Here is a 26,684-nt window from a genome sequence, read left to right as displayed (position 1 = left end):
CGTCGCAGGACTACTGTGACGATTGCGACCTAGGTCGTTCCGAGACCGACCTATAGGCCGAATTTTGGCGTCGGGCGACCTCGAATTCTGCAAGATCATCCTGCATTTGTCTCATTTGTTCTGATTTCCTTCGCGCAGACCGATTTCAAAAACGCCTCAAGGTGGTCAGATGTGAAGCAGGTGTAATCCTTGCCATTGGGCCCAGCTTAAATTAGTACTGACAATCGGAACATATAGTGAACAAATGGCCGTAAGAATGAACCATCCGGGCCGGGGAGCGGCATCAAATTCAGCAGGTCGATTCGAGAAATATTTGACCGAGCTGACCGAGGATGGGTGGGATTTCTCCGAAGATCTACCTCCGCTGCGGACCGAGGTTCAGGACGAAGTGGCCCGCAGTCTGATCACCTACAACAAATCACCGGATTTACCTTTTGATCGTTCGATCAATCCATATCGGGGTTGCGAGCATGGTTGCGTTTATTGTTTTGCCCGGCCAACCCATGCATATCTAGGCCTGTCGCCAGGGTTGGATTTTGAAACACGTCTGATCGCACGCCCCAATGCCGCAGAGATATTGCGACGGGAGCTTTCTGCGCGACGCTATAAGGTGGCTACGATTGCGTTGGGCACTAACACCGATCCATATCAACCGATTGAGAAAAGCCGCGAGATAACAAGAGGCTGTCTTCAGGTGTTGAGTGATTTTCAGCATCCAATCGGCATCGTGACAAAAGGTACATTGATCGAACGTGATCTCGATATTCTAGCGCCCATGGCCCGCAACGGTCTTGTGCGGGTCGGGATTTCGCTGATCACTCTGGACGCCAATCTTTCCCGTCAGATGGAGCCACGTGCACCTTCTCCACTGCGCAGGTTGCGCACGATTCGCGTCCTGACCGAAGCAGGTATACCGGTGCGCGTTATGACCTCTCCTGTCATACCGGGATTAACCGATCATGAGCTTGAGAAGCTGTTGGAGGCCGGCAAGCAGGCGGGCGCGGACGCCGCTAGCTGGATCATGTTGCGGCTGCCGCGCGAAGTGTCCGAGCTGTGGCGGGAATGGCTGACCGAGCATCAGCCGGGCAGGGCCGAGAAGGTCATGGCGCGGCTACGGGAGATGCATGGAGGAAAAGAGTATGATCCGCGTTGGGGTCATCGAATGCGGGGCGAGGGGACTTATGCCGAAATGATTGCGCAACGGTTCAGCGCCGCCGTGAAACGGCTGGGGCTCGCCGTAGACCTACCGCCGCTGAATTGTGCGGATTTCGCGCCACCGCCCCAGTGTGGTGATCAGCTAAGTTTGTTCTGAATTCACGAGTCAGAAGCTGATACCGATTCCGGCCGAGAAACCGTTTACTGTATCGCTTCCATAATAGCGGACCATGAAACGGGTCGTTGATACCCAGGGCACCCAGGTATCGGATAGATCAACCTCAATCCCGCCACCGACGCGGGCAAGCCAATCCGTGCCCAGCACCAGTGCCTGATCCCCGATCAGATAGGATACCGACAGATCACCAACCCATCGAACCGGGCGCCCGAACATACGTTTAGCCGTTGGAAAACGATATCGTGACCAAAGGACTGCATTCGCGGCGGTCGATTCAACCAACAGGTCTTCGTTGTCGCCGATAGGCCAATACTCGATATGCGTATAGCGCAGGCTTGCTTCAAGCTCGCGATCATTAGATAGCGATTTCTCGTACGCAACTGTCATCGAGCCACCCGCGCCACCAGCCCAGATACCACCGCTATCAAGGTAATCCCGGTCAAGGCCAAGGCGGTTGGCGATGGCTTGCGCCCCTATCGATGCATCGGATTGCGTGCGCCCGACCGAAATATGGGCCATCGGAGTCAGTTTCCAAAACTCCCCAATGTCAAACTGATAGCCGACTCCACCGGTGAGGGCGAGGCTGGTCCATTTAAGAGGTAAACGATTAGTTTCTCCGGTGCCGCTGAAGGTCAGAACGGGATCATAGCGCGCGTATCCGATGTAGCCCTCGAGATAGATCGGTACGCCTTCGGCAAGACGAAATCCGCCACCCAGCTGTGCGGATTTGAAATCGTAGTCGCGATTATCCGTGTTCGATTGCAACGAAATTGCACTGGCAGAATCGTCCGGGATGCCAGCCAGCCCCAAAATCGCAAGCGAGCCAGCAGCATTTTCCTGCTGCTGCTGTTCAAAAGCTCTTTCAAGCAGGCTTTGTGCGGCGGCGGTCTGTGCAAACAGCAGCAAAAGGAACACAAGGGCGGAACGCATGATAACCGGAATCTTATTGCTGGACGCAGCAACACTAGGTTGAGTGGCGTGCCGCGAAAAGAACGAACAGGGCGTTAGTCCAATATTGTCTCAAAACGGTTTCTTTTGGGTAACGCTAGGAACAAAAAAGACCCCGGCTAGGCGGGGCCTTCATTTCAAATTCTGTCACCGATCAGCGGTTTTCGATATCTACGTAGTCGCGGCTTGTCGCGCCCAGATACAACTGACGCGGACGACCGATCTTGTTTTGTGGATCGGCAATCATTTCCTTCCACTGGCTGACCCAGCCAACCGTACGCGACAATGCAAAGATCGGAGTAAACATCGAGGTTGGGAAACCCATAGCTTCCATCACAATGCCCGAATAGAAGTCGACATTTGGGAACAGTTTCTTTTCGATGAAATATGGATCTTCCAGGGCCTGCTTTTCAAGCGCCTTGGCGACCTGAAGTTTAGGATTATCTTCGATACCCAACAGATCAAGAACCTCATCTGCAGACTGTTTCATCACAGTCGCGCGCGGATCGAAGTTTTTGTAAACGCGGTGGCCAAAGCCCATCAGGCGGAACGGATCGTCTTTGTCTTTGGCGCGTTCAATGAACTCGGGGATGCGGTCTACGCTGCCGATCTCTTCCAGCATTTCAAGGCAGGCCTGGTTTGCGCCGCCATGGGCCGGACCCCAGAGGCAAGCGATGCCCGCCGCGATACAGGCGAACGGGTTCGCACCAGACGAAGACGCCAGACGTACCGTCGATGTCGATGCGTTCTGTTCGTGGTCCGCCTGCAGCATGAAGATACGATCCATGGCGCGGGCTAGAATCGGGTTCACCTCATAATCTTCTGCAGGAACTGCGAAACACATTTGCAGGAAGTTCGACGCATAGTCCAGATCATTGCGCGGGTACACGAAGGGCTGCCCTATATGGTACTTATAAGCCCAAGCCGCGATCGTCGGCATCTTTGCAATCAGGCGATGAGACGCGATCTCGCGTTGACGCGGATCCGAAATGTCGGTCGAATCGTGATAGAAGGCAGACATGGCGCCGACCACGCCGACCATGATGGCCATCGGATGCGCATCGCGACGGAAACCGCGGTAGAAATACTGCATTTGCTCGTGCAGCATTGTGTGGCGCGTGATGGTAGTCTCGAATTTCTCCAGATCTTTTGCCGATGGCAGTTCGCCATAAAGCAGCAGATAGCTGAGTTCGAGGAAGTGAGATTTCGATGCGATCTGCTCAATCGGATAACCGCGGTGCAGGAGTTCGCCCTTGTCGCCGTCAATAAAAGTGATGGTGCTGTCGCAGCTCGCCGTCGACGTGAAACCCGGATCATAAGTGAATACACCAGCTTGACCATAGAGCTTACGAATGTCGATCACGTCGGGCCCCGCAGTCGGAGAAAATACCGGCAGATCGTAGCTTTCGCCGTGGACAGTCAGTTTGGCTGTTTGTTGGCTCTCGGTCATGTTTATCCCTTCCTCATTCGTACAGTTGCCGGATCGCTGTCCGTCAAAGCAGGCAACGACTGCGTGGTGTCGCGCAGTTCGTTCTTAGTGGAGCAGCATTACCCGAATGTGAAATCAGTCAGGGTTCGCTGCATCATCAAGCCGCGCCAGGGTTTCATTCCGCCCAAGCACAAGCATCATGTCAAATACCGAAGGTGTAACTGCCCGGCCTGCCAGCGCGGCCCGCAGCGGGCCGGCCAATTTGCCGAACTTAACCCCGTTCGCCTCTGCGAACGAATTCAGGGTCTCCTCCAGTTCGTTCCGAGACCAGCTAGCATTTTGCAGATGCGGCGTCAATTCATTCAGTATACCGTCGGATACTGAGGTCAGGGCCTTAGCCGCCTTCTCGTCGGGTTGGATAGGTCTGGACGTCAGAACAAAATGGGCTTTTTCAAGGAGTTCTGGGAACGTGCGCGCTCGATCCTTGAGGCAATACATCGCACGCGCTAGATCACTCGATTGTGTTTCGGTCAGCTGTGATTTGTTTGCTGCAGACAGATAATCCTGGATTTCCTGCTGCAACGCAGCATCCTCTCCTATGGCAATATGTTGTCCGCATAGGTTTTCCAGTTTCTTCAAATCAAACCGTGCGGGACTTTTGCCGATCCCTTCCAGATCAAACCACTCTTTGGCTTGAGCATCAGAAAAGAATTCATCGTCTCCATGGCTCCAACCGAGGCGCGCCAAATAATTGCGCATCCCCGCGGCAGGATAGCCCATGGCTTGATATTCCTGCGCACCCAATGCGCCGTGGCGTTTGCTGAGTTTTTTTCCATCCGGGCCGTGTATTAGTGGGATATGGGCCCAGACCGGGATGTCCCACCCCATCGCCTCATAGATCATCATCTGACGGGCAGCGTTGTTGAGGTGGTCGTCTCCCCGGATCACATGAGTCACGCCCATATCGTGATCATCGACCACAACCGCCAGCATGTAGACCGGCGTACCATCCGAGCGCAGCAGGATCATATCATCAAGCTGATCGTTGCGAATGGTCACGTCGCCCTGCACCTGATCGCGGATCACGGTGGAACCCTCCTGCGGCGCTTTGATGCGGATCGCATAGGGGGCATCTGGGTGCGTGGCTGGGTCGGCATCCCTCCATGGGCTGCGAAACAGCGTCGACTTACCTTCGGCGCGCGCCTGTTCGCGGAACGCAGCGATTTCCTCTTGGGTCGAATAGCACTTGTAGGCCTTGCCCTCGGCAAGCAACTGACGCGCTACCTCGGCATGACGGGCGGCACCTTCGAATTGGCTGATAGTGTCCCCGTCGTGATCCAGCCCTAGCCACTTCATACCCTGTAGGATCGCAGCCGTGGCTTCCGGAGTCGAACGTTCCCGATCTGTATCTTCGATCCGTAACAGGAACTTGCCCCCGCGGCCCCGCGCATAGAGCCAGTTGAACAGAGCGGTGCGCGCGCCACCGATATGCAGAAATCCGGTGGGAGAAGGGGCAAAGCGAGTGACGACCTGATCGGACATTGTGTGGATTAACCTTTTGGTAACCTTAGCGGGCATAGTTTGGCGACTATCTACCCAGCCCGAAGGACGGGGGCAACCATGCGTGTTCTGACACGGGTCGAGACCGCATTGCTGATCCAGCGGGGATATCTGTTCCCGTGGTCTCCGGTCTGTTTTGCGGTCGGGATCGGCTGGTACTTTAGCCTGAGGTTTGAACCCGGCGCAGGCGTGTACGCAGTGGTTGTTGCGTTTGTGTTGTTGGCGATTGGTTCCAGTCTTAGGCTGAGAGAGGCCTGGCGTCCGTTGCCCATCGGGATGACGCTGATTGCGTTGGGTTTCCTGCTGGCCGGAACGCGGGCCCATATGGTTGCAGAGCCAGTCTTGCAATGGCGCTATTATGGCCCGGTCGAGGGGAGGGTCATAGCGCTGGACCGCTCTGCGTCGGATGTGCTGCGGGTTATGCTGGATCAGGTGCGGATTGTCGATATTCCCGCTGATCAAAGGCCCGGGCGCATCCGACTTTCGATACATGGCGATACTGTTGCGTTGTCCCCGGGTCAGCGGATCATGACCACCGCGCACCTTTCTCCGCCGCAAGGTCCGGTCGAACCGGGTGGATTTGATTTTCGCCGCCACGCTTGGTTCCAAAAGCTTGGCGCAGTTGGATATACCCGTGTTCCAGTTTTGTCTTCGACCCCGGCTCGCGATGGACAAAGCGGTGTTCGTATTACAGCTTGGCGTATGGCGATCTCGGACAGAGTTCGTGCAATTTTGCCTGGTGAGATCGGCGGATTTGCTGCCGCCGTCACCACAGGGGATCGCAGCGGTATGAGCAAGGCCTCGCTTGAGTCCTTGCGTGCCTCAAATCTGGCGCATCTTCTGGCGATCTCTGGATTGCATATGGGTTTGCTGACTGGTTTTGTATTCGTGGCATGCCGCATCGGATTGTCGATGGTGCCTATGCTGGCCCTGCGTTTGCCTGTACGAAAAATGGCAGCGATCTGTGCCTTAGTCGCTGCCACTATCTATTTATTTCTCTCTGGCGGAAACGTCGCGACCGAGCGCGCATTTGTCATGGTTTGCGTCATGCTAGGAGCCGTGATGCTGGACCGCCGTGCGATCTCGCTGCGGGCGGTGGCCGTTGCCGCATTGATCGTATTGGTACTGCGCCCTGAAACACTGCTGAGCCCCGGGTTCCAGATGTCATTTGCTGCGACGACCGCTCTGGTCGCGGGTTTCGGAGCCTTGAGAGACTATGGTCCAATGCCCGGTCCACTCTGGTTGCGGCCGGTGTTGGCCTTGTTGATTTCATCGGCCATCGCGGGGATCGCAACTGCGCCCATCGGGGCGGCTCATTTCAACACCGTGTCCCACTATGGATTAATCGCAAACCTCGTCTCGGTCCCGGTGATGGGCACTCTGGTCGTCCCGAGCGCCGTTGTCGCAGCACTTCTTGCGCCATTCGGGCTTGAGGCGATCGCACTGCACGTGATGGGTTTGGGGCTGAATTGGATCCTTGCGGTTGCGTCCTGGGTTTCGGGACTTGAAGGTGCGCGGGGATTTGTTGTTAGCCCAGGCGCATTTGTACTGCCCGTTACAGCAGTGTCTTTCCTCTGGTCGATCCTTTGGCAAGGGCGCACGCGATGGATTGGATTGGCCCCGGCGGTGGTCGCTATTGCGATGTGGGGGCAGGGGAGCCGTCCTGATGTTCTGATCGCAGATACCGGAGGGCTCGTCGGCGTGATGACCGATCAAGGCCGTGCGCTTAGTAAACCAAAAGGCAGCGGTTTTGTCGCATCGGTTTGGTTGGAGAATGACGGAGACGACGCGGATCAGCCAAAGGCGGCGAAGCGCTGGCCTGAGTCCTCAGGCGGTGTCCAACGATATCTGCTGAGTGACAAAGAGCTAGTGCACCTAACAGGCAAACGCGCTGCGCTGGCCTTTGAAGAGTGCCGGCCAGATCAAATTATTATCGCGTCTGTGTCGTTGTCTCTGACAGGTGCGTGTCGGATCTATGACCCGGAGGCACTGCGAAGCACAGGCAGTCTTGCTATTTCCAAAGGGAGTTTGCGCACCAGTTCAGAGGCTTCAGGACGCCGCCTATGGTCACCTCAACCCCGTCAGTAGCTACGGATCAAACCAACCAGCCGACCCTGTACTTTGACTTTATCCTCGGGCAACACACGCGTCTCATAAGCCGGGTTTGCAGCTTCAAGTGCAATGGCCTGACCGCGACGGAAAAAGCGCTTTAACGTGGCTTCTTGATCTTCAACCAGCGCCACGACGATATCCCCGTTATCTGCTGAGGTGGTTTCACGGATCACGACGACATCGCCATCGTTGATTCCGGCGTCGATCATCGAGTCGCCCCGCACTTCAAGCGCGTAATGTTCACCGCTACCTGAAATCATCGAGCCCGGCACTGCCACGCGGTGCGAAACATGGCTTATCGCTTCGATCGGGACACCGGCCGCGATCCGCCCCATGACGGGTAGTTCCATCGCATCAACCGTGACGGGTTCGAAGTTCGCTGGGCGGGTCCCTTCGGGCCGGTCACCTTCAATCACTCGGGGTTTGAAGCCTGCCGTCGGCTCACCACCAAGGCTTTCGGGAAGCTTGACGATTTCAATGGCGCGTGCCCGGTGAGCAAGGCGGCGGATAAAGCCACGTTCTTCCAGCGCCGTGATCAATCGATGGATCCCGGATTTGGAACGCAGGTCCAACGCAGCCTTCATTTCATCAAAACTGGGCGGAACACCGTCCGCTTGCACGCGTTTGTGGATGAATTCCAGCAAATCCAATTGCTTCTTGGTCAGCATCGCTCGCACCTCATCGCTCATGCGTTTTCTTTTGTTCTACGCATGTTCACGTTTTGTGTCAACGGATTTGCTAGATAGGCAGGTAGGTGACCTTATCACCGGCAGGGCGCGCGGGATCATTGGGCTGTCTTACCAGCAATGCGTTTGCATGTGCCAAAACACTTAGGAGTGAGCTGTCCTGATCGTCACAAGCCCGAATGCCATCTTTGTCCACAATCGCGCGCATATAGTGTTCGCGCCCGCCGTTTTCAGTGAGTGGTACCGTCAGCTGGGCCTGCTGCAGAGGTGTAAGTACCTGTTCTATTCCCAGCATACGCCGAACCATCGGAACCAAAAACAGATACCCACAGACCATTGCGCTAACCGGATTGCCGGGCAGGCCAATCATTGCTGCGTCGCCGAGGCGTCCAGCCATTAGTGGCTTACCGGGACGCATGCGGATTTTGTAGAACGACTGCTCCAGCCCAAGGCCTTCCGAGACATCTGCTACCAGATCGTATTCTCCGACCGACGCTCCGCCGATGGTCACAACTAGGTCTGCGCCTTGCGCCAGACCAAAAGCCGTTTCCAGAGAGCCAACCGTGTCTTGTGCGATCGGTAGCACGCGCACATGCGCACCGTTGTCTTCAAGGAGCGCTTTCAGGCCAAACGTGTTTGACGCGATGATTTGATCGGGTCCAGGCACCTCGCCGGGCATCACCAGTTCATTGCCCGTCGATATCAATGCCACCACAGGTTTTCGGGTCACAGGGACGGAGGCAATATTCATCGCGGCCAACAGCGCGATATCTTCGGGCCGGAGCTGGCGTGGGGCCATGATTTTGGTGCCGACGGCGAAATCTATGCCAGCAGGGCGGACATTGGTCTTTTCTCCGGGAGGGTGAGTGATGGTGATCAGGCTGTCTCGGCGCTCGACATCTTCTTGAATAACGACAAAATCCGCGCCGTCAGGCATCGGCGCACCCGTAAATATTCGCACTGCTTGACCGGGCCCGACCGTGCCTTCAAAGCGCTTTCCGGCTGCGGATTCGCCGATCACTTTGAACATCGCATGCAATTCAACTTCGGTCGCTTTCACCGCATATCCGTCCATCGAAGACGCTGCAAAAGGGGGTTGATCACGTGTTGCAGCGACGTCCTGCGCCAAGATGCGACCACCTGCCTCTGCAAGATGAACCGTTTCCGCAGACAGGGGCGTGACCAGATCGAACAATAGGGCTCGGGCGTCTTCGACGGAGATCATGACGCCTCGTAACGACCTGATTTACCGCCGTCTTTCAAAAGAACTCGGATGCCGCCAATCTCCATTGCCTTATCCACGGCTTTAGTCATGTCATAGACAGTCAGGGCGGCGGTTGAGACCGCCGTCAGTGCCTCCATCTCGACACCAGTTTGTCCCGCAGTTTTGACGGTGGCTTCGATCTGCACGCCGGGAAGATCCGGATCCAGGGTCAGCTCAACCGCAACTTTAGTAACGGGCAGAGGGTGGCACAGCGGAATTAAGTCCGGTGTTTTCTTTGCGCCCATGATGCCAGCGAGACGCGCAATACCAAGAACGTCACCTTTCTTAGCGCGGCCTTCTGAAATAATATCATAGGTTTCTTGGGCCATCCTGATGTAACCTGCGGCGATTGCAACCCGGTCGGTGACGGCCTTATCGGACACATCCACCATGTGTGCCTCGCCCTTGGCATCGAAATGCGTCAGTGGCATCACATCACTCCGGGGATGAGTGGATTAGCCAGTAGCGAACGGGTGGCGCTGGCCACATCGTCTTGTCGCATCAGACTTTCGCCAATCAGGAAGCAGCGCGCGCCATAGCGGGCGATATCAGCAAGGTCAGCAGGCGTGCTCAGACCGCTTTCGCACACGATCGTGCGATCTGCTGGTACCAACTTCGACAGGTGGCGTGTCGTATCAAGTGTGGTATCGAAGGTTTTGAGATTGCGGTTGTTTATCCCGATCAGAGGGCTTTTCAGCTGCGTCGCCCGCTCTAGCTCCTCGGCGTCGTGTACTTCGATCAGAACATCCATACCCCAATCGAACGCTGTCTGCTCAAGCTCTGAAGCTTGCGCATCTTCAACCGAGGCCATGATGATCAGAATACAGTCCGCACCCAGAGCACGGGCTTCGACCACCTGATAGGGGTCATACATGAAATCTTTACGCAAAGCGGGCAGAGAACATGCTGCACGGGCTTCAGTCAGGAATTCCTTTGCCCCTTGAAAGCTAGGTTTATCGGTCAGCACCGACAAGCACGCAGCTCCTCCCGCTTCATAAGCTTGGGCCAGAGCAGGTGGGTTAAAATCTTCGCGGATCAATCCCTTGGATGGGCTGGCTTTTTTAACCTCGGCAATCAGCCCATAGCCGGATCGCGTGGCTTTGTGCAGAGCTTCTGAAAACCCCCGCACCTCTGGTGCATTGCGCGCCTCTGACTCTAATGTTTCCAGCGATTTGGCTGCCTTGTCTGATGCGACTTCTTCAAGTTTGTAGGCTTTGATCCTATCCAGAACGGTCTCGGTCATGCGGCTTCCTGTGTAATGCGTGCCAGAGCGTTGATCTTTTCACGGGCTTTGCCGCTGTCGATGCTTTCCCGCGCCATTGCCACGCCTTCACGCAGATCACTGGCGGCATCTGCGACAACAAGTGCGGCGGCAGAATTCAGCAGTACAGCGTCACGGTAGGCCGATGGCTGGCCGTCCAGCAAAGCACGGAATGCGACGGCGTTTTCTTCCGGTGTCCCGCCGACAATATCCTCGAATGGGTGGACTGGCAGACCTGCGTCTTCAGGGTGAAGCTCGACCTCTTTGAGAACGCCGTCCTCAACGGAGGCGATCCAGCTGACGCCCGTAATCGTCAACTCGTCGGTCCCGTCCGAACCATGCACCAACCAGGCATGCTCGGCGCCCAGCAGGCCCAGAGTTTCGGCCATTGGGCGGATCAGATCACGGCTAAACGCTCCGGTCAGTTGGCGTTTCACACCAGCCGGGTTGGTGAGAGGACCCAGAATGTTGAATATCGTGCGCGTACCAAGTTCTTGCCTTGAAGGCATGACATGGGCAATCGCAGGGTGATGCATCGGCGCCATCATGAAGCCGATACCGACCTCTTGTAACGCCTTTTCAACCACTTCCGGGCCGACCATCACATTAATTCCAAGCTGACCAAGTGCATCCGCCGCACCGGATTTCGAACTTAGGTTCCGGTTGCCATGTTTTGCAACGGTGACACCGGCACCCGCCGTTACAAAGGCCGTGGCCGTCGAGATGTTGAGCGTTCCCTTGCCGTCACCACCGGTGCCCACGATATCCATTGCTCCCGCCGGGGCCTTCACAGCGTTGCATTTAGCGCGCATTACAGCAGCGGCAGCGGCGTATTCATCCACCGTTTCACCGCGTGTGCGCATCGCCATTAGCAATCCGCCGATCTGGCTCGGAGTCGCGGCACCGTCAAACAGGATTCCAAAGGCCTGTTCAGCCTCGGCACGGGTCAAAGGTCGATCGGCCGCAGCACCGATCAGCGGTTTCAGAGCATCGCTCATGCGGGGACTTTCATTTCATTCAGGAAATTCTTGAGCAGGGCATGACCGTGCTCGGATGCGATGGATTCCGGATGGAACTGGACGCCGTGAATGGGAAGCTCTTTGTGCTGCAATCCCATGATGGTGCCATCCTCAAGTTCGGCGGTGATCTCAAGGCACTCGGGCAAGCTTTCGCGTTCAACGACCAATGAGTGGTAGCGGGTCGCCTCGAAGGGTGACGGCAAACCAGCGAATACGCCTTTACCAGTGTGATTCATCGTGCCCATCTTGCCATGCACGATCTCATGGCATCGCACGACCTTGCCGCCAAAGACCTGACCAATGGTTTGATGGCCGAGGCAGACGCCCATCAGCGGCGTCTGTGTTTCGGCTGCCGCTTCGGTCAGTGCAAGGCAGATACCTGCCTGATCGGGATCACAAGGGCCGGGGCTCAGCAGGATGCCAGCCGGGTTCATCGCCATTGCTTCCTGTACGTCCAGCGCATCATTCCGGCGCACGACCATCTCGGCCCCAAGTTCGCCCAGATAATGAACGAGGTTGTAGGTAAACGAGTCATAGTTGTCGATCAGCAGCAGCATTTGGGCACTTATCTTCCTATCGGCATTTCAGACTGGCGATGCAGCCCTTGAGCGCGGTATAATGTCGGGACATACATGCTCAGGCTTGTGCGGCAGCGTCAAGAGGACATACCCAACTTGGCGCAGTGCAAGTGAGCGCCGCAGAAGATGGCGTTTGGGTGGTTGAGGCACGAAACAACGCGAGAGGCGAGATTTCGATGAGCGGATTTTATGGTGGATTGATCGCTGGTGCGGTCTCTGTCCTGGCATTGGGCGCGGTCCTGTCGCTGTCCACCCCCTTGTCGCGCAAGCCAGAAGTTGCGGCAACAGCACCCGAAGTGGCTGATGCGCCTGATGCGCCTGAAACAGCGAATGTCGATAGCATTGGTGTCGATGCAGATCTGGTTGAGTTGCCACCATCGGGTCCCGAAAGCCCGGAGCTATCGTCAGATACTCTGGATGGTTTGGCAGACGTCGAGCTTGCGCCCGGGCCGCCTCCGCAGTCAAGTGACTCGCCTGTTGCCACCGCAGCACCTGCTGGAATTTCGACACCCGCGGTGACCGTTCAGACAGATGCGCCGACAGCACCGCCGGCGCCGCTTGCTGAACCGGAAACGCCCAGACCAGAGGCTGAACCGGCCAGGGTTGCAGACGCGCCTCCAGCACCAGAGCCTGAAGCGGTACCTGAACCCCGGATCGCGGAAGAAACGCCTGAGGAACAAGCACCTCAAGTGGCGGCATTGGAACCCGAGACCGAAGAATTGCCGGACGTAACTTTTGAGGTTCCGGTAACCGAGGGCGTGCCGAACGATAACCCGATTGCCGTTGAGGGCGAAGAAGATACACGCCCGGTCAGCAAGCCGCGCGTGCTGACGCTGCCTCAAATTGGCGGGGAAGGGACCGCGAGCTCTAATTCACTGATCGGCAAACGTGTCGTACCCCTGACCGAAAGGGATGACGCACCCGTTGAGCAAACCGAGGTAGTGCCTGAGGTGGCGGCAAAACCAATCGAAGCGCATGCCGCGATCTTTGAGAACCCCGAAGCCAAGCCATTGATGTCTATCATTTTGATCGACGATGAAGGAGCATTTGGAGCCGAGGCGCTTCAGGATTTTCCATACCCGCTAAGCTTTGCCATTAGCCCGTCAGACCCGGATGCAGCCGAAAAGATGGCGCGCCATCGCGAAGCGGGTTTTGAAGTGCTGGCAATGATTGACATGCACGAAGCTGCCAGCGCTCAGGATGCAGAAGTATCCTTGTCGGTGTGGTTGGATGAGTTGCCCCACACGGTAGGCATTCTGGAGGGCGTTGAAAGCGGTATTCAGGGTAACCGAAAACTGGCAGACCAGGTCGCCGCCATTGTTGGCGACACCGGCCGTGGTCTGGTGACACAGGATAACGGCCTGAACACTGCGCAGAAACTCGCCGCCCGCAATGGCGTTCCGTCCAGCGTCGTATTCCGCGATTTCGATGGGGCCAAGCAGGATCCCAAGATAATGCGGCGCTTTCTAGATCAAGCCGCATTCCGCGCCGGGCAGGAGGGTGCGGTTGTAATGCTTGGACGATTGCGCCCCGAAACGATCTCGGCCTTGTTGCTGTGGGGGCTTGAGGATCGCGGCAGCCGGGTGGCGATGGCACCGATCTCAGCCGTGATGATGAAAGAGGTCGAAAAAGGTGCTTCCGAAGCCTTGACGGACGGGTAAAAGCGGCACCTTGTTGCCGCTTTCTCAGCTGTTTCCGCTGCCGGTAAAACGCGCCGCATCTGCCGCCGCGCGTCGGATCGCGTTCGATTTGTGCACGGTCTCCATATATTCCGCCTCGGGGTCGCTGTCATAGACAACACCACCGCCAGCCTGAATATAAAGCTTGTGGTCTTTCACGATGGCCGTACGCAATGCGATGCACATGTCCATGTCGCCACCAGCGCTGAAATACCCGACACCGCCGCCGTAGATGCCGCGTTTTTCGGGCTCCAACTCGTCGATAATTTCCATCGCGCGCACTTTTGGCGCGCCCGAGACTGTACCCGCAGGCATCCCGGCAAAGAAGGCATCCAGCGCGTCTTTGTCTTCGGCAAGTTCTCCGACCACGTTCGACACGATGTGCATCACGTGGCTGTAGCGTTCGATAATGAACTCTTCGGTGGGGCGGACGGTTCCGATTTTGGACACACGGCCCGTATCGTTGCGTCCAAGGTCCAACAGCATGAGATGCTCGGCCAGTTCCTTTTTGTCGGCAAGCAGATCGATTTCGTTGGCCTTGTCTTCCTCGGGCGTTGCGCCTCGCGGTCGAGTGCCTGCGATTGGGCGGATCGTGACTTCATCCCCAAAGACGCGGACCAGGATTTCAGGGCTCGCGCCTACGACCTGAAAGCCACCGAAGTTGAAATAGAACATGAAGGGCGACGGATTCGTACGCCGCAAAGACCGGTAGAGGGCAAACGGAGGTTGCGGAAAGTCCTGCGTCCACCGTTGGGCTGGGACAACCTGGAAGATATCGCCTGCGCGGATATATTCTTTGGCCTTTTCAACGGCCTCCATGTAACCCGATTTGGTGAAGTTGGATACTGGAGCGCCAACTTCAATCGCGTCACCCAGATCGCGTGTCTCGGCGGGCATTGCGCGCTCCAGATCACGCACAGCGTCCATGACACGCTCTGCAGCTTGTGCATATGCGGCCTTAGCGGATTGTCCGTCGCTGACCCAGGCCGGAGACACCACAGTGACCTCACCTTTAACACCGTCCAATACGGCGATCACCGAAGGCCGCAGCATGATCGCATCCGGCAGGCCCAGCGGGTCGGGGTTCACATCCGGCAAGTATTCCACAAGCCGCACCATGTCATAGCCCAGATAGCCAAACAGCCCGGCAGCCGCCTGTGGTAGGTCGTCCGGCAGCGCGATGCGGCTTTCGGCCAGCAAATCGCGCAGGTTATCCATCGGGTTGCCATCCTGTGGCTGAAACGCGTCGGCATCAAACCGGGCCGACCGGTTCAGGGCCGATGTTTCGCCATGACACCTCCAGACGAGATCGGGTTTCATGCCAATGATCGAGTAGCGACCGCGCACCTCGCCACCTGTCACCGATTCGAGCATGAAGGCGTCTTTTTGTGCGCCCGTCAGCTTGAGCATCAAGGACACGGGCGTGTCCAGATCGGCGGCAAGCCGGGTATAGACAACCTGATTTTCACCCGCGTCATAGGCGCGCGCGAAAGTTTCGAATTCCGGGGTCAGGGCCATGTGCTGTCTCTTTAATAGCTTGACCGTACAGCGTTCAGCGCTTGCTGATCCAGTACAGGGCGCGCGCGGGTCTGGGCGTTGCGCACATAGATATCAAAGATGTTCTGCGCCAATGCCTGGTCAAACTGTGCTGCAAGAGCATCCTGCATCTGACGCTGTTCGTCGGTCTCGGCTGGTGGCAGCTCTTCATCCAAGCGCACGATCAGGGCAGTGCCGTTTCCGGGAATGACACGTAATTCACCCGGTTCGAGCTCGAAGACCTGTGTCATGAAATCTACCGGAGTATCCTCAAGGAACGCGGTACGCGTCAGGGCGTTTTCGACCCGGAAGGGCAGGCCAGTCGCCGTGAAATCTCCATCCGTCGCCAATTGGGTCAGCACCGAGTTTGCCTGATTTTGTAGCGCCTTCGCGGTCTCTGCTTGTGTCCAGGCCTCAGCAACCCGCCCTCGGGCATTTTCAAGCGGTTCGGGGCGGGGCTCAAGCACTTCATTCAGGCGCAAAGCAAAGATTGAACCGTCTTCGAGGAACGCGACTTCGGGAAAATCACCCTCTTGCACGGCCTCGGCAGCGGCACGGAAGCCGTCATAGGCGGCAACGCCATCATCGCTTTGCTGGGTCCAGTCGATCTGGCCAAGTTCCAATTCAGTCTCATCGACCAATTCTTCCAGCGTTGCGCCGCCAGCAAGCAAGTCGTTGATGTCCTCGGCCTGCGCCTCGATCTGACGGCGCGCGCGATCTGAGGCAAGTTCATCACGCAACTCGGGCTCAGCATCTTCAAAGCTTACATTGTTTTCTGCCAGCGATCCGTTGATCCGGAACAAGGCCGGACCAAAAACAGATGGGAGTGGGCCAACGACATCGTCGATCTCGGCAGCGAATACAGCGTCAGCGGCATCGCCAAGGTCCTCTCGGGTGACGTCACCCAGATCTACATCGCCCAGCTCAAGTTGCCGATCGCGGACCAGTTGTTCAAAATCTGCTCCACCAACCTCCAGCTGAGCCAAGGCCTCGGTTGCGGCTTCTTCGCTGGGATAGGTCAGGCGTTCGACCAAACGGCGCTCGGGCTGGAAATACTGTTCTGCGCGCTGGTCGTACCGGCGGCGCAACGAGTCTTCGTCGATCTCAATCGTATCAAGCAGCATCTCTGGTGACAAAATAGCATACGTCAGTTGCTTGGTGCGGGGCAGGGTAAACAGATCAGTGTTCTCGTCATAGAATGTCTGAATCTGATCTTCTGTCGGTTCTGCCACTGGCGTCTCCAACGCGTCGGCGGACAGCGTCGCCACTGTAAAGCTGCGGCGGGCCAGTACATAGTTCGCCATTGCTTCGGTCAGAGTACGTGGCATCTCAACCCCGCCCATGATTGCACCCTGCACGATTGTGCGGGCCGATTCCTTTCGCAGATCCGATTCGAACTCGGAATCGCTCATCCCGACCTGTTCAAGCTGAAAGCGATAGGCTTCGCGGTCGAATGTACCGTTCACCCCCTGGAATGCGGGTATCTGGACGATCTCGTTCTGCAGGTTCTCGTCGCCTATCGAAATGCCAAGCTGCCCGACTTCATTGTCCAGCGCGGCCAGTGCAATCAGACGCGACAGGGCCAATTGGTCCAATCCAAGATCATGCGCTTGCGAAATCTGCATCGGCTGTCCGGTTTGCGCCTCGACCGCCCTGATTTCGCGCTGAAGTTCGCGGAAGTATTCGTCGACCGAAACGCTTTCATCGCCAACCTGCGCCACAGTGCGCACGGTCCCGGTCAGGCTGGTCGCACCAAATCCGGCTAGACCCAGCATCAGAAGGCCCATGAGAATCCAGACAAAGGTTTTGGATAGGTTTTTCATGCCTGCGGCCATGGTGCCCTCTTGGTTTGGTCGGCAAGTGTCTGCCCTGCTAGTTGCGGCCCTGAATACGATGCGTGCAGCCGAGGGGCAAGCTTAGAAGGACAGGGCCTGCAAACGGTCGAACAATTGCGCGATTCCGGTGCGGTCGAGATTGGCAAATGCGATGCGGACCTGTTGTTTCCCAGCCGGGTCATGCGCGGGCATGAACATGGTTCCGGGCAACAGCAGAATGCCCGCCTCAGGCACCAACTGCCGGGCCAAATCGTCCGACGCGATTTGATAGGGGTGTTCGAGATAGGCGAAGTAGGCACCCAGCCCCAGAAGACGCCAGCCTTTTGCCTCTAGCCGAGGCATTCCTTCGGCAATTGCAGCTCTTCGGTCGAGAACCTCATCACGCTCACTGGCAACCCAATGAGATAGGTTCTGCATTCCCCAAAGCGCAGCGAATTGACCGATCTGGCCGGGGCAGATCGCAACAGTGTCCAAAAACTTCTCAATCTCCGACAAAAGCGGTGAACCGGCAGCAATTGCGCCGACTCGGTGCCCAGTCAGGCGATAGGCTTTCGAGAACGAGTAGAGATGCACAAAGGTTTCGCACCAATCAGGCTGCTGGAACAATTCATGTGGCGCACCAGATCGGCTGTCGAAATCGCGATAGGTTTCATCAACCAACAGACGAATCCCTGTTTCCTGCGCGAGTTCATAGAAGCGGCGTACCAGGTCTGATGGGTATTCGACACCACCGGGGTTGTTCGGCGTTACCAATGCAATGGCCCGCGTTTTCTCGGTGATCAGTGCGCACGCCATCTCGGGGTCGGGCAATAGATCGTTACCGGTGGGCAAGTCGATGGCTTTGACACCGGCCATATCCAGCCACATTTTGTGATTGAAATACCACGGGGTTGGCAGAATGACCTCATCACCCTGATCCGTGATCGCCGCGATCACGGCCGAGAAAGCCTGATTACAGCCCGAAGTAATCGCGACCTGATTAGCCTTAACTCTTGCTTCATAGTGTTGGCTGATCTGTACAGCCAGCTCGGTCCGTAATTCATCATTGCCCAGAACTGGGCCATAGAGATGTGCGCTGTCCTGTTCGACTGCGAATTCGGCCATAGCTTGCCGCAAGGCCAATGGCGGTGGATCGACCGGAGCCGCTTGACTGACATTGATCAGCGGACGGTCTTCAGGAAACTCGACCCCGTCCAACCAACGCCGCGCCTCCATCACCGGAGGGGCAAAGGTGGCGGTGGTACGGGTCATATTCATGGAAAGTCCGTGTTTTTAGCGTTCAAGCAAAACGCTTGATCAATCGGTACCCCGGTAAGGTTCGACATATTGCAAGGCCATATCCCATGGGAAGAAGATCCAGGTGTCTTGGCTGACCTCGGTAATAAAAGTATCAACCATCGGTCGTCCCTTGGGTTTGGCATATACGGTCGCGAAATGAGCCTTGGGATACATTTCGCGCACGAGTTCAAGCGTTTTTCCACTGTCGACCAGATCATCTATGATCAGGATACCGGTCCCATCGCCCATCAAATCAGCATTGGGGGCTTTTAGAATCTCAGCCTCACCCTGTGACTGGTGGTGATACGACCGCACGCTGACGGTATCGACCGTGCGGATATCCAGTTCACGGCTGACGATCATCGCAGGAGCCATTCCGCCTCGAGTGATCGCTACGACGGCACGCCAAGCGCCATCATCTGGACCTTGCCCATCCAGACGCCAAGCCAGGGCGCGCGAGTCGCGATGAATCTGATCCCAGCTGATGTGGAAGCCTTTTTCGTGGGGCAGGCGGTCCTTGGCGCTCATGGTCTTTTATCCTTTTTCAACATCCGGCGCGTCGACGGCCTTCATTCCGACGATGTGATATCCCGAATCCACGTGCAGATTCTCTCCGGTCACACCGCTGCTGAGGTCTGACAGCAGGTACAGCGCCGATTTGCCGACATCATCGATGGTCACGTTGCGACGCAGCGGAGAATTATACTCGTTCCACTTCATGATATAGCGGAAATCGCCGATGCCGCTGGCTGCGAGTGTCTTGATTGGACCCGCCGAGATCGAGTTGACGCGAATACCGTCTTTTCCCAGATCCTCAGCCAGATATTTGACCGATGCCTCAAGCGCAGCCTTGGCGACACCCATAACATTATAATGGGGCATGACCTGTTCAGCGCCGTAGTAGGTGAGGGTGACTGCGCTACCGCCTTCGCCCATCATCTTCTCTGCGCGCTGCATAACGGCTGTAAAAGAGTAGACTGATACGTCCATCGTCAGATTGAAGTTAGCGCGCGATGTGTCGACGTAGCGCCCACGAAGCTCGTTCTTGTCAGAAAAGCCAATGGCGTGAACAACAAAGTCAAGCCTTCCCCATTTATCTTCAAGCGAGTTGAAAAGGTTATCAATCGATTCCTCGTCGCTGACATCGCAGGGCAGAACGATTTCGCTGCCCAATTGCGCAGCCAGCGGGTCGACACGTTTTTTCAGCGCCTCTCCCTGATAGGAAAAGGCCAGTTCGGCCCCGGCGTCGGACAAGGCGCGGGCTATCCCCCATGCGATTGATTTGTCATTGGCCAGTCCCATGATGAGGCCGCGTTTTCCGGCCATCAACTGATTTGACATCTTCGGTTCTCCGCCTGTCGTCGCATTGTGTTGAGTTGGTTTATGCCATTGATTGTCCTGCGGCAAGGCCATGCGCTCTTGCCCGCAGCGGGTTCTCGCCTTAGGGTCGGGTTAATTATTTCCAGGGGATGGAAATGAACGAGCATAATGGCATCTTTGCCGGGACTGATCCGTTTGAAATCGCGGGTCGGTGGCTGGCTGAGGCGGAAAAGACCGAACCAAACGATCCGAACGCGATTGCATTGGCAACCGTGGATTCGGAAGGTTTGCCTAATGCAAGAATGGTTCTGCTGAAAGAAATCGAAAAAGACGCATTTGTCTTCTATACGAACTATAACAGCGCCAAGGCACAGGAACTGGACAGTGCCCATAAAGCGGCATTTGTGATGCACTGGAAATCTTTGCGGCGTCAAATTCGAGTTCGTGGTATAGTCGGCAAAGAAGACGGGCCTGGGGCAGACGCGTATTATGCCTCGCGCTCGCTTAAGAGCCGTCTGGGTGCCTGGGCCTCTCGCCAGTCGCAACCTCTGGAGAGCCGGGCATCTTTGATGGCCGAGGTGGCAAAGGTGACGGCAAAGTTGGGACCCAATCCGCCGCGCCCGGAATTCTGGGGAGGGTATCGGGTTTCACCTGTCGAAGTGGAATTCTGGGCTGATGGAGCCTTCAGGTTGCATGACAGGTTTCAATGGAAGAGGCGTAACGCCGATTCCGATTGGCAAGTGCAGAGGTTGAATCCGTGATGTTCGCGTACCGCGAAATGCAACTGATTGCTATTAATAGTTTTTTTCAGCTTGAATTTGCGAGTGAATATCATAAACAACAAACCCTTAACGGCTTGCCTATTATCGTAACGGGAAAACAGTGCCAGAAGATTTGAACAGCATGTATCGCGTCCATGGACACGTTAAATGGTTCGATCCCGCAAAGGGATACGGATTTGTTGTGTCCGACGATGGCGGTCCGGACATTCTGTTGCATGTCAATGTGTTGCGCAATTTTGGTCAAAGCTCGGTCGCCGACGGTGCTGGTATCGAGATTATGACGCACAAAACTGATCGCGGTGTTCAGGCGGTCGAAGTGATCAGCGTTGATCCACCCGTGCGGGCAGAAACAATGATGCTGGCCGACTTTGCGGAGCTTGATCCGACCGTGATCGGCAATGCTCCATTAGAGGCAGCGCGTGTCAAATGGTTCGACAAAGGCAAGGGATTCGGCTTTGCTAATGTCTTCGGAAGCAGCGAAGATGTATTCTTGCACATTGAGGTTCTTCGCCGTTCAGGTCTTGCAGATCTGCAACCGGGAGAAGCCTTGGCCATGCGTGTGATTGACGGAAAACGCGGACGGATGGCGGCACAGGTTCTTGCCTGGGAAGCGGCGTTGAACACCTAGGTCTTAAAGTATGAGAACAGCATTACTCGTAGCGGCCCTGACATTTCTGATCAGTGGTGGCGCGCAAGCCGAATGCCGTGCTGACCGTGTTGAGTTGCGAAATGAACTTGCGCAGGTTCGATTTGATATCGAGTTAGCCGTTACCCCTCAGGAACGATCACGCGGGCTGATGTTTCGTGAGAATATGCCTAGTCGCTCTGGCATGCTGTTCATCTTTGATCCACCGCAGCGGGTGGCGTTTTGGATGAAGAACACGCTGATCCCTTTGGACATGATCTTTACCGACAAAGCAGGAACCGTCACCCGCGTGCATGAGGGTGCGATCCCCGGCGATCTGACCCCGATCGAAGGCGGCGATTCGGTTTATGCCGTGCTTGAAATCAATGCGGGACTTGCTGCGCGCTATGGTATTCGACCAGGAACACAGATGCGTCACCAAGTTTTTTCGCAAGGTCCTGCAATTTGGCCTTGTTAGGGCTTTTCAAATCAGATCGGCACGTTTAGGAAGGCGCACGGTCCGGGGCGTGGCGCAGTCTGGTAGCGCACCTGTTTTGGGTACAGGGGGTCGTAGGTTCGAATCCTGCCGCCCCGACCATTTCCACTCTTACACCGGCGTTCCGCCATAGTCGGTGTAGAGTCTGGAAAAATCCCTGTCCAATTCATCGCTTTCGATTGGAATCTTAAGTGTGCTTCCGCTTTTTTGGGGAACGATAAAAAACAATTCGGCATCCACACGGTAGCCTGCTTGATTCTTTGCTGAGCTTAGCCGCGTCACGATCTTCGGCAGATTTTGAGAATATCCATCAAAATTGAGAATCAGATAGGCTGTCGCCTCGGGCGAAAGTATTTCGCGGCATTCAAAACTGCTTGTCCCGGTTTTGACGAATTTGTCGCCAGGGCCAGCGCAGTCTGTCTTGAAGGAATTGAACAGGTTCTGCGGGTACCCATCGAATTGAGCGCTACGTGACGCAGGCGGAACGTCCTGTGCTGTGCAGGACACGATTAAGCCCATAATAGTTAACAACGAAATCAAACGCATGTTGAATAGATTTCCCATCCAGAAATGTCGTGATTTACAAACTATGGCACGCGCCACATTGCGGTGACGATGATTCTCTGAATATGTCCTTAATGCCGGACTGGTTGATCAATTTCCTCTAACTGTGGTGGAAAAAAAGAGAAATCACTCTGACGCAACGAACGTAGATTGATTGGTATCCGGGGACAGGCCTGTGGAGGAATCGCGATCCGGCAAGAAACCGCCGGTTCGTCAGATCAGGTCAAGCTAAAAGATTCCAAAAATGACTGAAAAAGCCCGTTGACCATCTATGGGAATATACGTCAGATTGTATAGGCCGAAGGACGAGCCACTAAATCTGGTAGCAATAACCAGAAAAGGCATCGGACGAGGGACGGAATGCAAACCAATATGACGTGAAACCGTATTTACGGTTCTGCGCTGTTATCGGCAGCGCTTGGTCCCTTGCGTCTCAATATTCCGGCAGTGCGGGCGGCACACCGCGACATCAAGATTTTGTGCCGGGTACTAAAATTTGGACAGATCGTAGCTGGGGCAGCGGACATGAAAATTGAAAGAAAATTCACCAAACCTGGACAGGATGCATATGCCGATCTGGATTTTGTGTCCGCAACATCCGAGATTCGCAATCCGGACGGCACAATCGTATTCCGTCTCGACGAAATCGAAGTGCCCGCAAAGTGGAGCCAGGTCGCCAGCGACGTCATCGCGCAAAAGTACTTCCGCAAGGCAGGTGTTCCGTCCAAGCTGAAGAAGGTTAAGGAAAAGGACGTTCCTGAATTCCTGTGGCGTTCGGTCCCCGCTGATGGCGCTGAATTTGATGGTGAGACGTCTTCGAAACAGGTGTTCGACCGTCTCGCAGGCGCTTGGGCCTATTGGGGTTGGAAGGGCGGCTATTTCTCGACCGAGGAAGACGCGCGCGCCTATTTCGACGAGATGCGCTATATGCTGGCGACCCAGCGTGCTGCACCGAACTCGCCGCAATGGTTCAACACGGGTCTGCACTGGGCCTATGGCATCGATGGTCCGGCACAGGGGCACCATTATGTCGACTATAAAACCGGCAAGCTGACTAAATCGAAATCCGCCTATGAGCATCCGCAACCACACGCCTGCTTTATCCAGTCAGTGGACGATGATCTGGTGAACGAAGGTGGCATTATGGATCTGTGGGTGCGTGAGGCGCGCCTGTTCAAATACGGCTCTGGTACCGGGACCAACTTCAGCCATCTGCGCGCAGAAGGCGAGGCGTTGTCGGGTGGCGGTAAATCCTCGGGCCTGATGGGCTTTCTCAAGATCGGCGACCGCGCCGCTGGCGCGATCAAATCAGGCGGGACAACCCGTCGGGCAGCAAAGATGGTGATCGTCGATGCAGATCACCCGGACATCGAGCAATTCATCGAATGGAAGGTGATCGAAGAGCAGAAGGTGGCCTCGATCGTTGCCGGATCAAAGATGCACGAGAAGATGCTGAATGGCATTTTCGAGGCCATCCGCAGCTGGGACGGCGCGCAGGATGATGCGTATGATCCCAATAAGAATGACAGCCTGAAGAAAGCGGTTCGCGAGGCGAAAAAGGTCGCGATCCCCGAGACTTATATCAAGCGCGTGCTGGATTACGCCAAGCAGGGCCACGACAGCATCGAATTCCCGACCTATGACACGGACTGGGATTCGGAAGCCTACAGCTCGGTTTCTGGCCAGAACTCGAACAACTCGATCCGCGTGACCAACGCCTTTCTGACTGCCGTTGAGAAAGACGCCGATTGGGAACTGATCAACCGTACCGACGGCAAGGTTGCTCGCACCGTCAAGGCACGCGATCTGTGGGAGAAAGTCGGCCACGCAGCATGGGCCTGCGCCGATCCGGGCATTCAGTTCCACGATACCGTCAACGAATGGCACACATGCCCCGAAGACGGTGAGATTCGCGGATCGAACCCGTGCTCGGAATACATGTTCCTCGATGACACGGCCTGTAACCTGGCCTCGATGAACCTGCTGACCTTCCTCAAGGATGGTGAGTTCCAGGCGGCGGATTACATGCACGCCTCGCGGCTGTGGACCCTGACGCTGGAAATCTCGGTGACCATGGCGCAGTTCCCGTCGAAGGAAATCGCGCAGCTGTCCTATGACTTCCGCACGCTGGGTCTAGGTTACGCGAACATCGGCGGGCTGCTGATGAACATGGGCTACAGCTATGACTCGGACGAGGGTCGGTCGATCTGTGGCGCGCTGACCGCAATCATGACCGGTGTGGCTTATGCGACCTCAGCTGAGATCGCCGGAGAGTTGGGGCCGTTCAAAGGCTATGAGCGCAACGCCGACCACATGCTGCGCGTCATCCGTAACCACCGCCGCGCATCGCAGGGCGTGACCGAGGGTTATGAGAAACTGGCGGTGAAGCCGGTGCCTTTGGATCACGGCAACTGTCCGGATAAACGTCTGGTCGATCTGGCCATGTCCGCTTGGGATGAGGCTCTGAGCCTCGGCGAGAAGAACGGTTATCGCAACGCGCAGGCCACAGTTATCGCACCGACCGGCACTATTGGTCTGGTGATGGACTGCGACACAACCGGGATCGAGCCTGATTTTGCGCTGGTTAAATTCAAAAAGCTGGCCGGTGGTGGCTACTTCAAGATCATCAACCGTTCGGTGCCTTCGGCGCTCGAGAAGCTGGGCTATTCCTCGGCTCAGATCGAAGAGATCGTGGGCTACGCGGTTGGTCACGGAACCATCGGAAACGCGCCGGGGATCAACCACACCTCGCTGACCGGCCACGGGTTTGGCCCCAACGAGTTGGCGAAAGTGGATGCTGCGCTGGAAAGCGCGTTCGACATCCGGTTTGTCTTCAACCAGTGGACGCTGGGCGAGGATTTCTGCACCGGCGTTCTGGGTATCCCGGCGACCAAGCTGAATGACCCGACTTTCGATCTCCTGCGCCATCTGGGCTTTACCAAGGCGGATATCGACGCAGCGAACGACCATGTCTGCGGAACCATGACACTGGAAGGCGCGCCGCATCTGAAGGAAGAGCACTACTCGATCTTCGACTGCGCCAACCCGTGTGGAAAGAAAGGTAAGCGTTTCCTTGGGGTTGATAGCCACATCACCATGATGGCTGCAGCGCAGAGCTTCATCTCGGGCGCGATCTCGAAGACGATCAACATGCCGAATGACGCCACCATCGAGGATTGCCAGAAGGCTTATGAACTCAGCTGGTCGTTGGGTGTGAAGGCGAACGCACTCTATCGTGACGGCTCGAAACTGTCTCAGCCTCTGGCCGCGGCACTGGTTGAGGACGACGACGAAGCAGCAGAAATGCTGGAAAGCGGTTCGACGCAGGAAAAAGCCGTCGTTCTGGCCGAGAAGGTAATCGAGAAGGTCGTGGTCAAGGAAATGATCCGCAGCCATCGCGAGAAACTGCCGCATCGCCGCAAAGGTTATACCCAAAAGGCGATCGTTGGCGGCCACAAGGTCTATCTGCGCACCGGTGAGTTCGAAGACGGCAAGCTGGGTGAGATTTTCATCGACATGCACAAGGAAGGTGCTGGCTTCCGAGCGATGATGAACAACTTTGCCATCGCCGTGTCAGTCGGTCTGCAATACGGCGTGCCGCTGGAGGAGTTTGTCGACGCCTTCACCTTCACCAAGTTCGAACCTGCGGGAATGGTTCAGGGCAACGACTCGATCAAGAACGCAACGTCGATCCTGGATTACATATTCCGTGAACTGGCCGTGTCCTATCTGGACCGCACCGATCTGGCCCATGTGAAGCCAGAAGGCGCAACCTTTGATGATTTGGGTAGGGGCGAAGAAGACGGTCTTTCGAATGTTTCAGAAATCAGTGAAACTGCGGCGACCAAGTCATTGGAAGTGTTGAAACAAATCAGCTCGACCGGCTATCTGCGTAAGCGTCTGCCACAGGATCTGATGGTCTTCAACGGTGGTCAATCTGATGTGACCGGAATGGCCGAAACCGCAGCCACATTTGATGCACCTGCGGAAACAGCAGTTGCGACAGGAATGGACGCCCGCACCAAAGCAAAGATGCAAGGATACGAGGGTGATCCCTGCGGGGAATGTGGAAACTACACGTTGGTGCGCAACGGCACCTGCATGAAGTGCAACACTTGTGGCGCGACAAGCGGGTGTAGCTGAGTTTAGCGCCCCGGCAACCCGGGGTGCAGGGGTCGGATAGCTGCCACAGGTACCGACCCCGACGAATACGGAGCAAGGCGCTGAGACTTACCATCGATGCCTTGGTCCACTCGGCCGACATGCCCGTGTTGGCCGGGAACAGGGTGGGGCGGAATATTTGCTCCCTCCCACTCTCTCACGGGGCGGGTGCGCTCGTCCCATGCGCAGTCCAGGCCGCAGGCAAAAAAACACCGGGC

22 protein-coding genes and 1 tRNA gene are annotated in these 26,684 nt (G+C 56.2%); 8 read left to right on the top strand and 15 right to left on the bottom strand.

Going from position 1 to position 26,684, the window contains the following annotated elements; translation table 11 throughout:
* Positions 1–244: 244 nt before the first annotated feature.
* A complete protein-coding gene (locus ACR0KN_RS03880; RefSeq protein WP_480651489.1) occupies positions 245–1,312 on the top strand; it encodes a PA0069 family radical SAM protein in 1,068 nt (355 codons plus the stop codon).
* A 9-nt stretch (positions 1,313–1,321) separates the two neighbouring features.
* Here the strand turns inward: ACR0KN_RS03880 and ACR0KN_RS03875 are convergent, their stop codons facing one another.
* The 3 genes from ACR0KN_RS03875 to gltX form a co-directional block, all read right to left on the bottom strand.
* Complete coding sequence (locus ACR0KN_RS03875) at positions 1,322–2,263, bottom strand: autotransporter outer membrane beta-barrel domain-containing protein (RefSeq protein ID WP_480651487.1); 942 nt, start codon at positions 2,261–2,263, stop codon at positions 1,322–1,324.
* Positions 2,264–2,435: 172 nt separating this feature from the next.
* Positions 2,436–3,731 carry a citrate synthase gene (gene gltA / locus ACR0KN_RS03870; RefSeq protein ID WP_010440288.1) on the bottom strand — a complete coding sequence of 432 codons (1,296 nt, stop codon included), beginning with the start codon at positions 3,729–3,731 and terminating at the stop codon, positions 2,436–2,438.
* Between the two features lie 114 nt (positions 3,732–3,845).
* Positions 3,846–5,252, bottom strand: a complete 1,407-nt coding sequence (gltX, locus tag ACR0KN_RS03865) for a glutamate--tRNA ligase (protein WP_480651485.1) — start codon at positions 5,250–5,252, stop codon at positions 3,846–3,848.
* A gap of 78 nt (positions 5,253–5,330) precedes the next feature.
* Here gltX and ACR0KN_RS03860 point away from each other — a divergent pair, with 78 nt between their 5' ends.
* On the top strand, positions 5,331–7,358 hold the full coding sequence (locus ACR0KN_RS03860; protein WP_480651483.1) for a ComEC/Rec2 family competence protein: 2,028 nt from the start codon (positions 5,331–5,333) through the stop codon (positions 7,356–7,358).
* Here ACR0KN_RS03860 and lexA read toward each other — a convergent pair.
* The 6 genes from lexA to ACR0KN_RS03830 form a co-directional block, all read right to left on the bottom strand.
* Positions 7,352–8,050 (bottom strand): transcriptional repressor LexA, encoded by a 699-nt coding sequence (lexA, locus tag ACR0KN_RS03855; protein ID WP_480651768.1) that lies wholly within the window; start codon positions 8,048–8,050, stop codon positions 7,352–7,354. The genes ACR0KN_RS03860 and lexA overlap by 7 nt on opposite strands.
* 70 nt (positions 8,051–8,120) lie before the next feature.
* The gene (locus ACR0KN_RS03850) at positions 8,121–9,293 is read right to left on the bottom strand and encodes a molybdopterin molybdotransferase MoeA (RefSeq protein WP_480651481.1); all 1,173 of its coding nucleotides are present in this window, start codon (positions 9,291–9,293) and stop codon (positions 8,121–8,123) included.
* Complete coding sequence (gene moaC, locus ACR0KN_RS03845; RefSeq protein WP_480651479.1) at positions 9,290–9,763, bottom strand: cyclic pyranopterin monophosphate synthase MoaC; 474 nt, start codon at positions 9,761–9,763, stop codon at positions 9,290–9,292. Before moaC ends, ACR0KN_RS03850 begins: the two co-directional genes overlap by 4 nt.
* On the bottom strand, positions 9,763–10,575 hold the full coding sequence (trpC, locus tag ACR0KN_RS03840) for an indole-3-glycerol phosphate synthase TrpC (protein ID WP_480651477.1): 813 nt from the start codon (positions 10,573–10,575) through the stop codon (positions 9,763–9,765). Before trpC ends, moaC begins: the two co-directional genes overlap by 1 nt.
* Positions 10,572–11,591, bottom strand: a complete 1,020-nt coding sequence (gene trpD / locus ACR0KN_RS03835; RefSeq protein WP_480651475.1) for an anthranilate phosphoribosyltransferase — start codon at positions 11,589–11,591, stop codon at positions 10,572–10,574. Before trpD ends, trpC begins: the two co-directional genes overlap by 4 nt.
* Positions 11,588–12,169, bottom strand: coding sequence for an anthranilate synthase component II (locus ACR0KN_RS03830; protein WP_170470574.1), 582 nt, complete (start codon positions 12,167–12,169; stop codon positions 11,588–11,590). Before ACR0KN_RS03830 ends, trpD begins: the two co-directional genes overlap by 4 nt.
* A gap of 197 nt (positions 12,170–12,366) precedes the next feature.
* Between ACR0KN_RS03830 and ACR0KN_RS03825 the strand changes: the two genes are divergently transcribed.
* Complete coding sequence (locus ACR0KN_RS03825) at positions 12,367–13,851, top strand: divergent polysaccharide deacetylase family protein (protein WP_480422948.1); 1,485 nt, start codon at positions 12,367–12,369, stop codon at positions 13,849–13,851.
* A gap of 24 nt (positions 13,852–13,875) precedes the next feature.
* On the opposite strand, the gene trpE is transcribed toward ACR0KN_RS03825, so the two are convergent.
* The 5 genes from trpE to fabI form a co-directional block, all read right to left on the bottom strand.
* Positions 13,876–15,387: an anthranilate synthase component I gene (gene trpE, locus ACR0KN_RS03820; protein ID WP_170470570.1), complete on the bottom strand. Its 1,512-nt coding sequence runs from the start codon at positions 15,385–15,387 to the stop codon at positions 13,876–13,878.
* Between the two features lie 11 nt (positions 15,388–15,398).
* On the bottom strand, positions 15,399–17,240 hold the full coding sequence (locus tag ACR0KN_RS03815) for a peptidyl-prolyl cis-trans isomerase (protein ID WP_480651472.1): 1,842 nt from the start codon (positions 17,238–17,240) through the stop codon (positions 15,399–15,401).
* Between the two features lie 81 nt (positions 17,241–17,321).
* Positions 17,322–18,497, bottom strand: a complete 1,176-nt coding sequence (locus tag ACR0KN_RS03810) for an aminotransferase (RefSeq protein ID WP_480651470.1) — start codon at positions 18,495–18,497, stop codon at positions 17,322–17,324.
* Positions 18,498–18,536: 39 nt separating this feature from the next.
* Positions 18,537–19,046, bottom strand: a complete 510-nt coding sequence (gene gpt / locus ACR0KN_RS03805; RefSeq protein WP_010440275.1) for a xanthine phosphoribosyltransferase — start codon at positions 19,044–19,046, stop codon at positions 18,537–18,539.
* 6 nt (positions 19,047–19,052) lie between these two features.
* Positions 19,053–19,859, bottom strand: coding sequence for an enoyl-ACP reductase FabI (fabI, locus tag ACR0KN_RS03800; protein ID WP_480651468.1), 807 nt, complete (start codon positions 19,857–19,859; stop codon positions 19,053–19,055).
* 134 nt (positions 19,860–19,993) lie between these two features.
* Between fabI and pdxH the strand changes: the two genes are divergently transcribed.
* From pdxH to ACR0KN_RS03780, 4 genes are all read left to right on the top strand, one after another.
* Entirely contained in the window at positions 19,994–20,599 is a 606-nt protein-coding gene (gene pdxH, locus ACR0KN_RS03795) for a pyridoxamine 5'-phosphate oxidase (protein WP_480651467.1), read from the top strand.
* A 121-nt stretch (positions 20,600–20,720) separates the two neighbouring features.
* Positions 20,721–21,248: a cold-shock protein gene (locus ACR0KN_RS03790; RefSeq protein ID WP_260026218.1), complete on the top strand. Its 528-nt coding sequence runs from the start codon at positions 20,721–20,723 to the stop codon at positions 21,246–21,248.
* Between the two features lie 10 nt (positions 21,249–21,258).
* On the top strand, positions 21,259–21,723 hold the full coding sequence (locus tag ACR0KN_RS03785) for a DUF192 domain-containing protein (RefSeq protein WP_480651466.1): 465 nt from the start codon (positions 21,259–21,261) through the stop codon (positions 21,721–21,723).
* 43 nt (positions 21,724–21,766) lie between these two features.
* Positions 21,767–21,843 (top strand) — tRNA-Pro (locus ACR0KN_RS03780).
* A gap of 9 nt (positions 21,844–21,852) precedes the next feature.
* Here ACR0KN_RS03780 and ACR0KN_RS03775 read toward each other — a convergent pair.
* The gene (locus ACR0KN_RS03775) at positions 21,853–22,305 is read right to left on the bottom strand and encodes a hypothetical protein (protein WP_480617327.1); all 453 of its coding nucleotides are present in this window, start codon (positions 22,303–22,305) and stop codon (positions 21,853–21,855) included.
* Positions 22,306–22,830: 525 nt separating this feature from the next.
* On the opposite strand from ACR0KN_RS03775, the gene ACR0KN_RS03770 reads away from it, so the two are divergent.
* A complete protein-coding gene (locus ACR0KN_RS03770) occupies positions 22,831–26,448 on the top strand; it encodes a vitamin B12-dependent ribonucleotide reductase (RefSeq protein WP_480651465.1) in 3,618 nt (1,205 codons plus the stop codon).
* Positions 26,449–26,684: the final 236 nt, after the last annotated feature.

The sequence above is a fragment of the Ruegeria sp. AP7 genome (assembly GCF_056539905.1).
The sequence above is the reverse complement of the archived record's forward strand: the minus strand, read 5'-3'. Positions and strand labels throughout refer to the sequence as shown.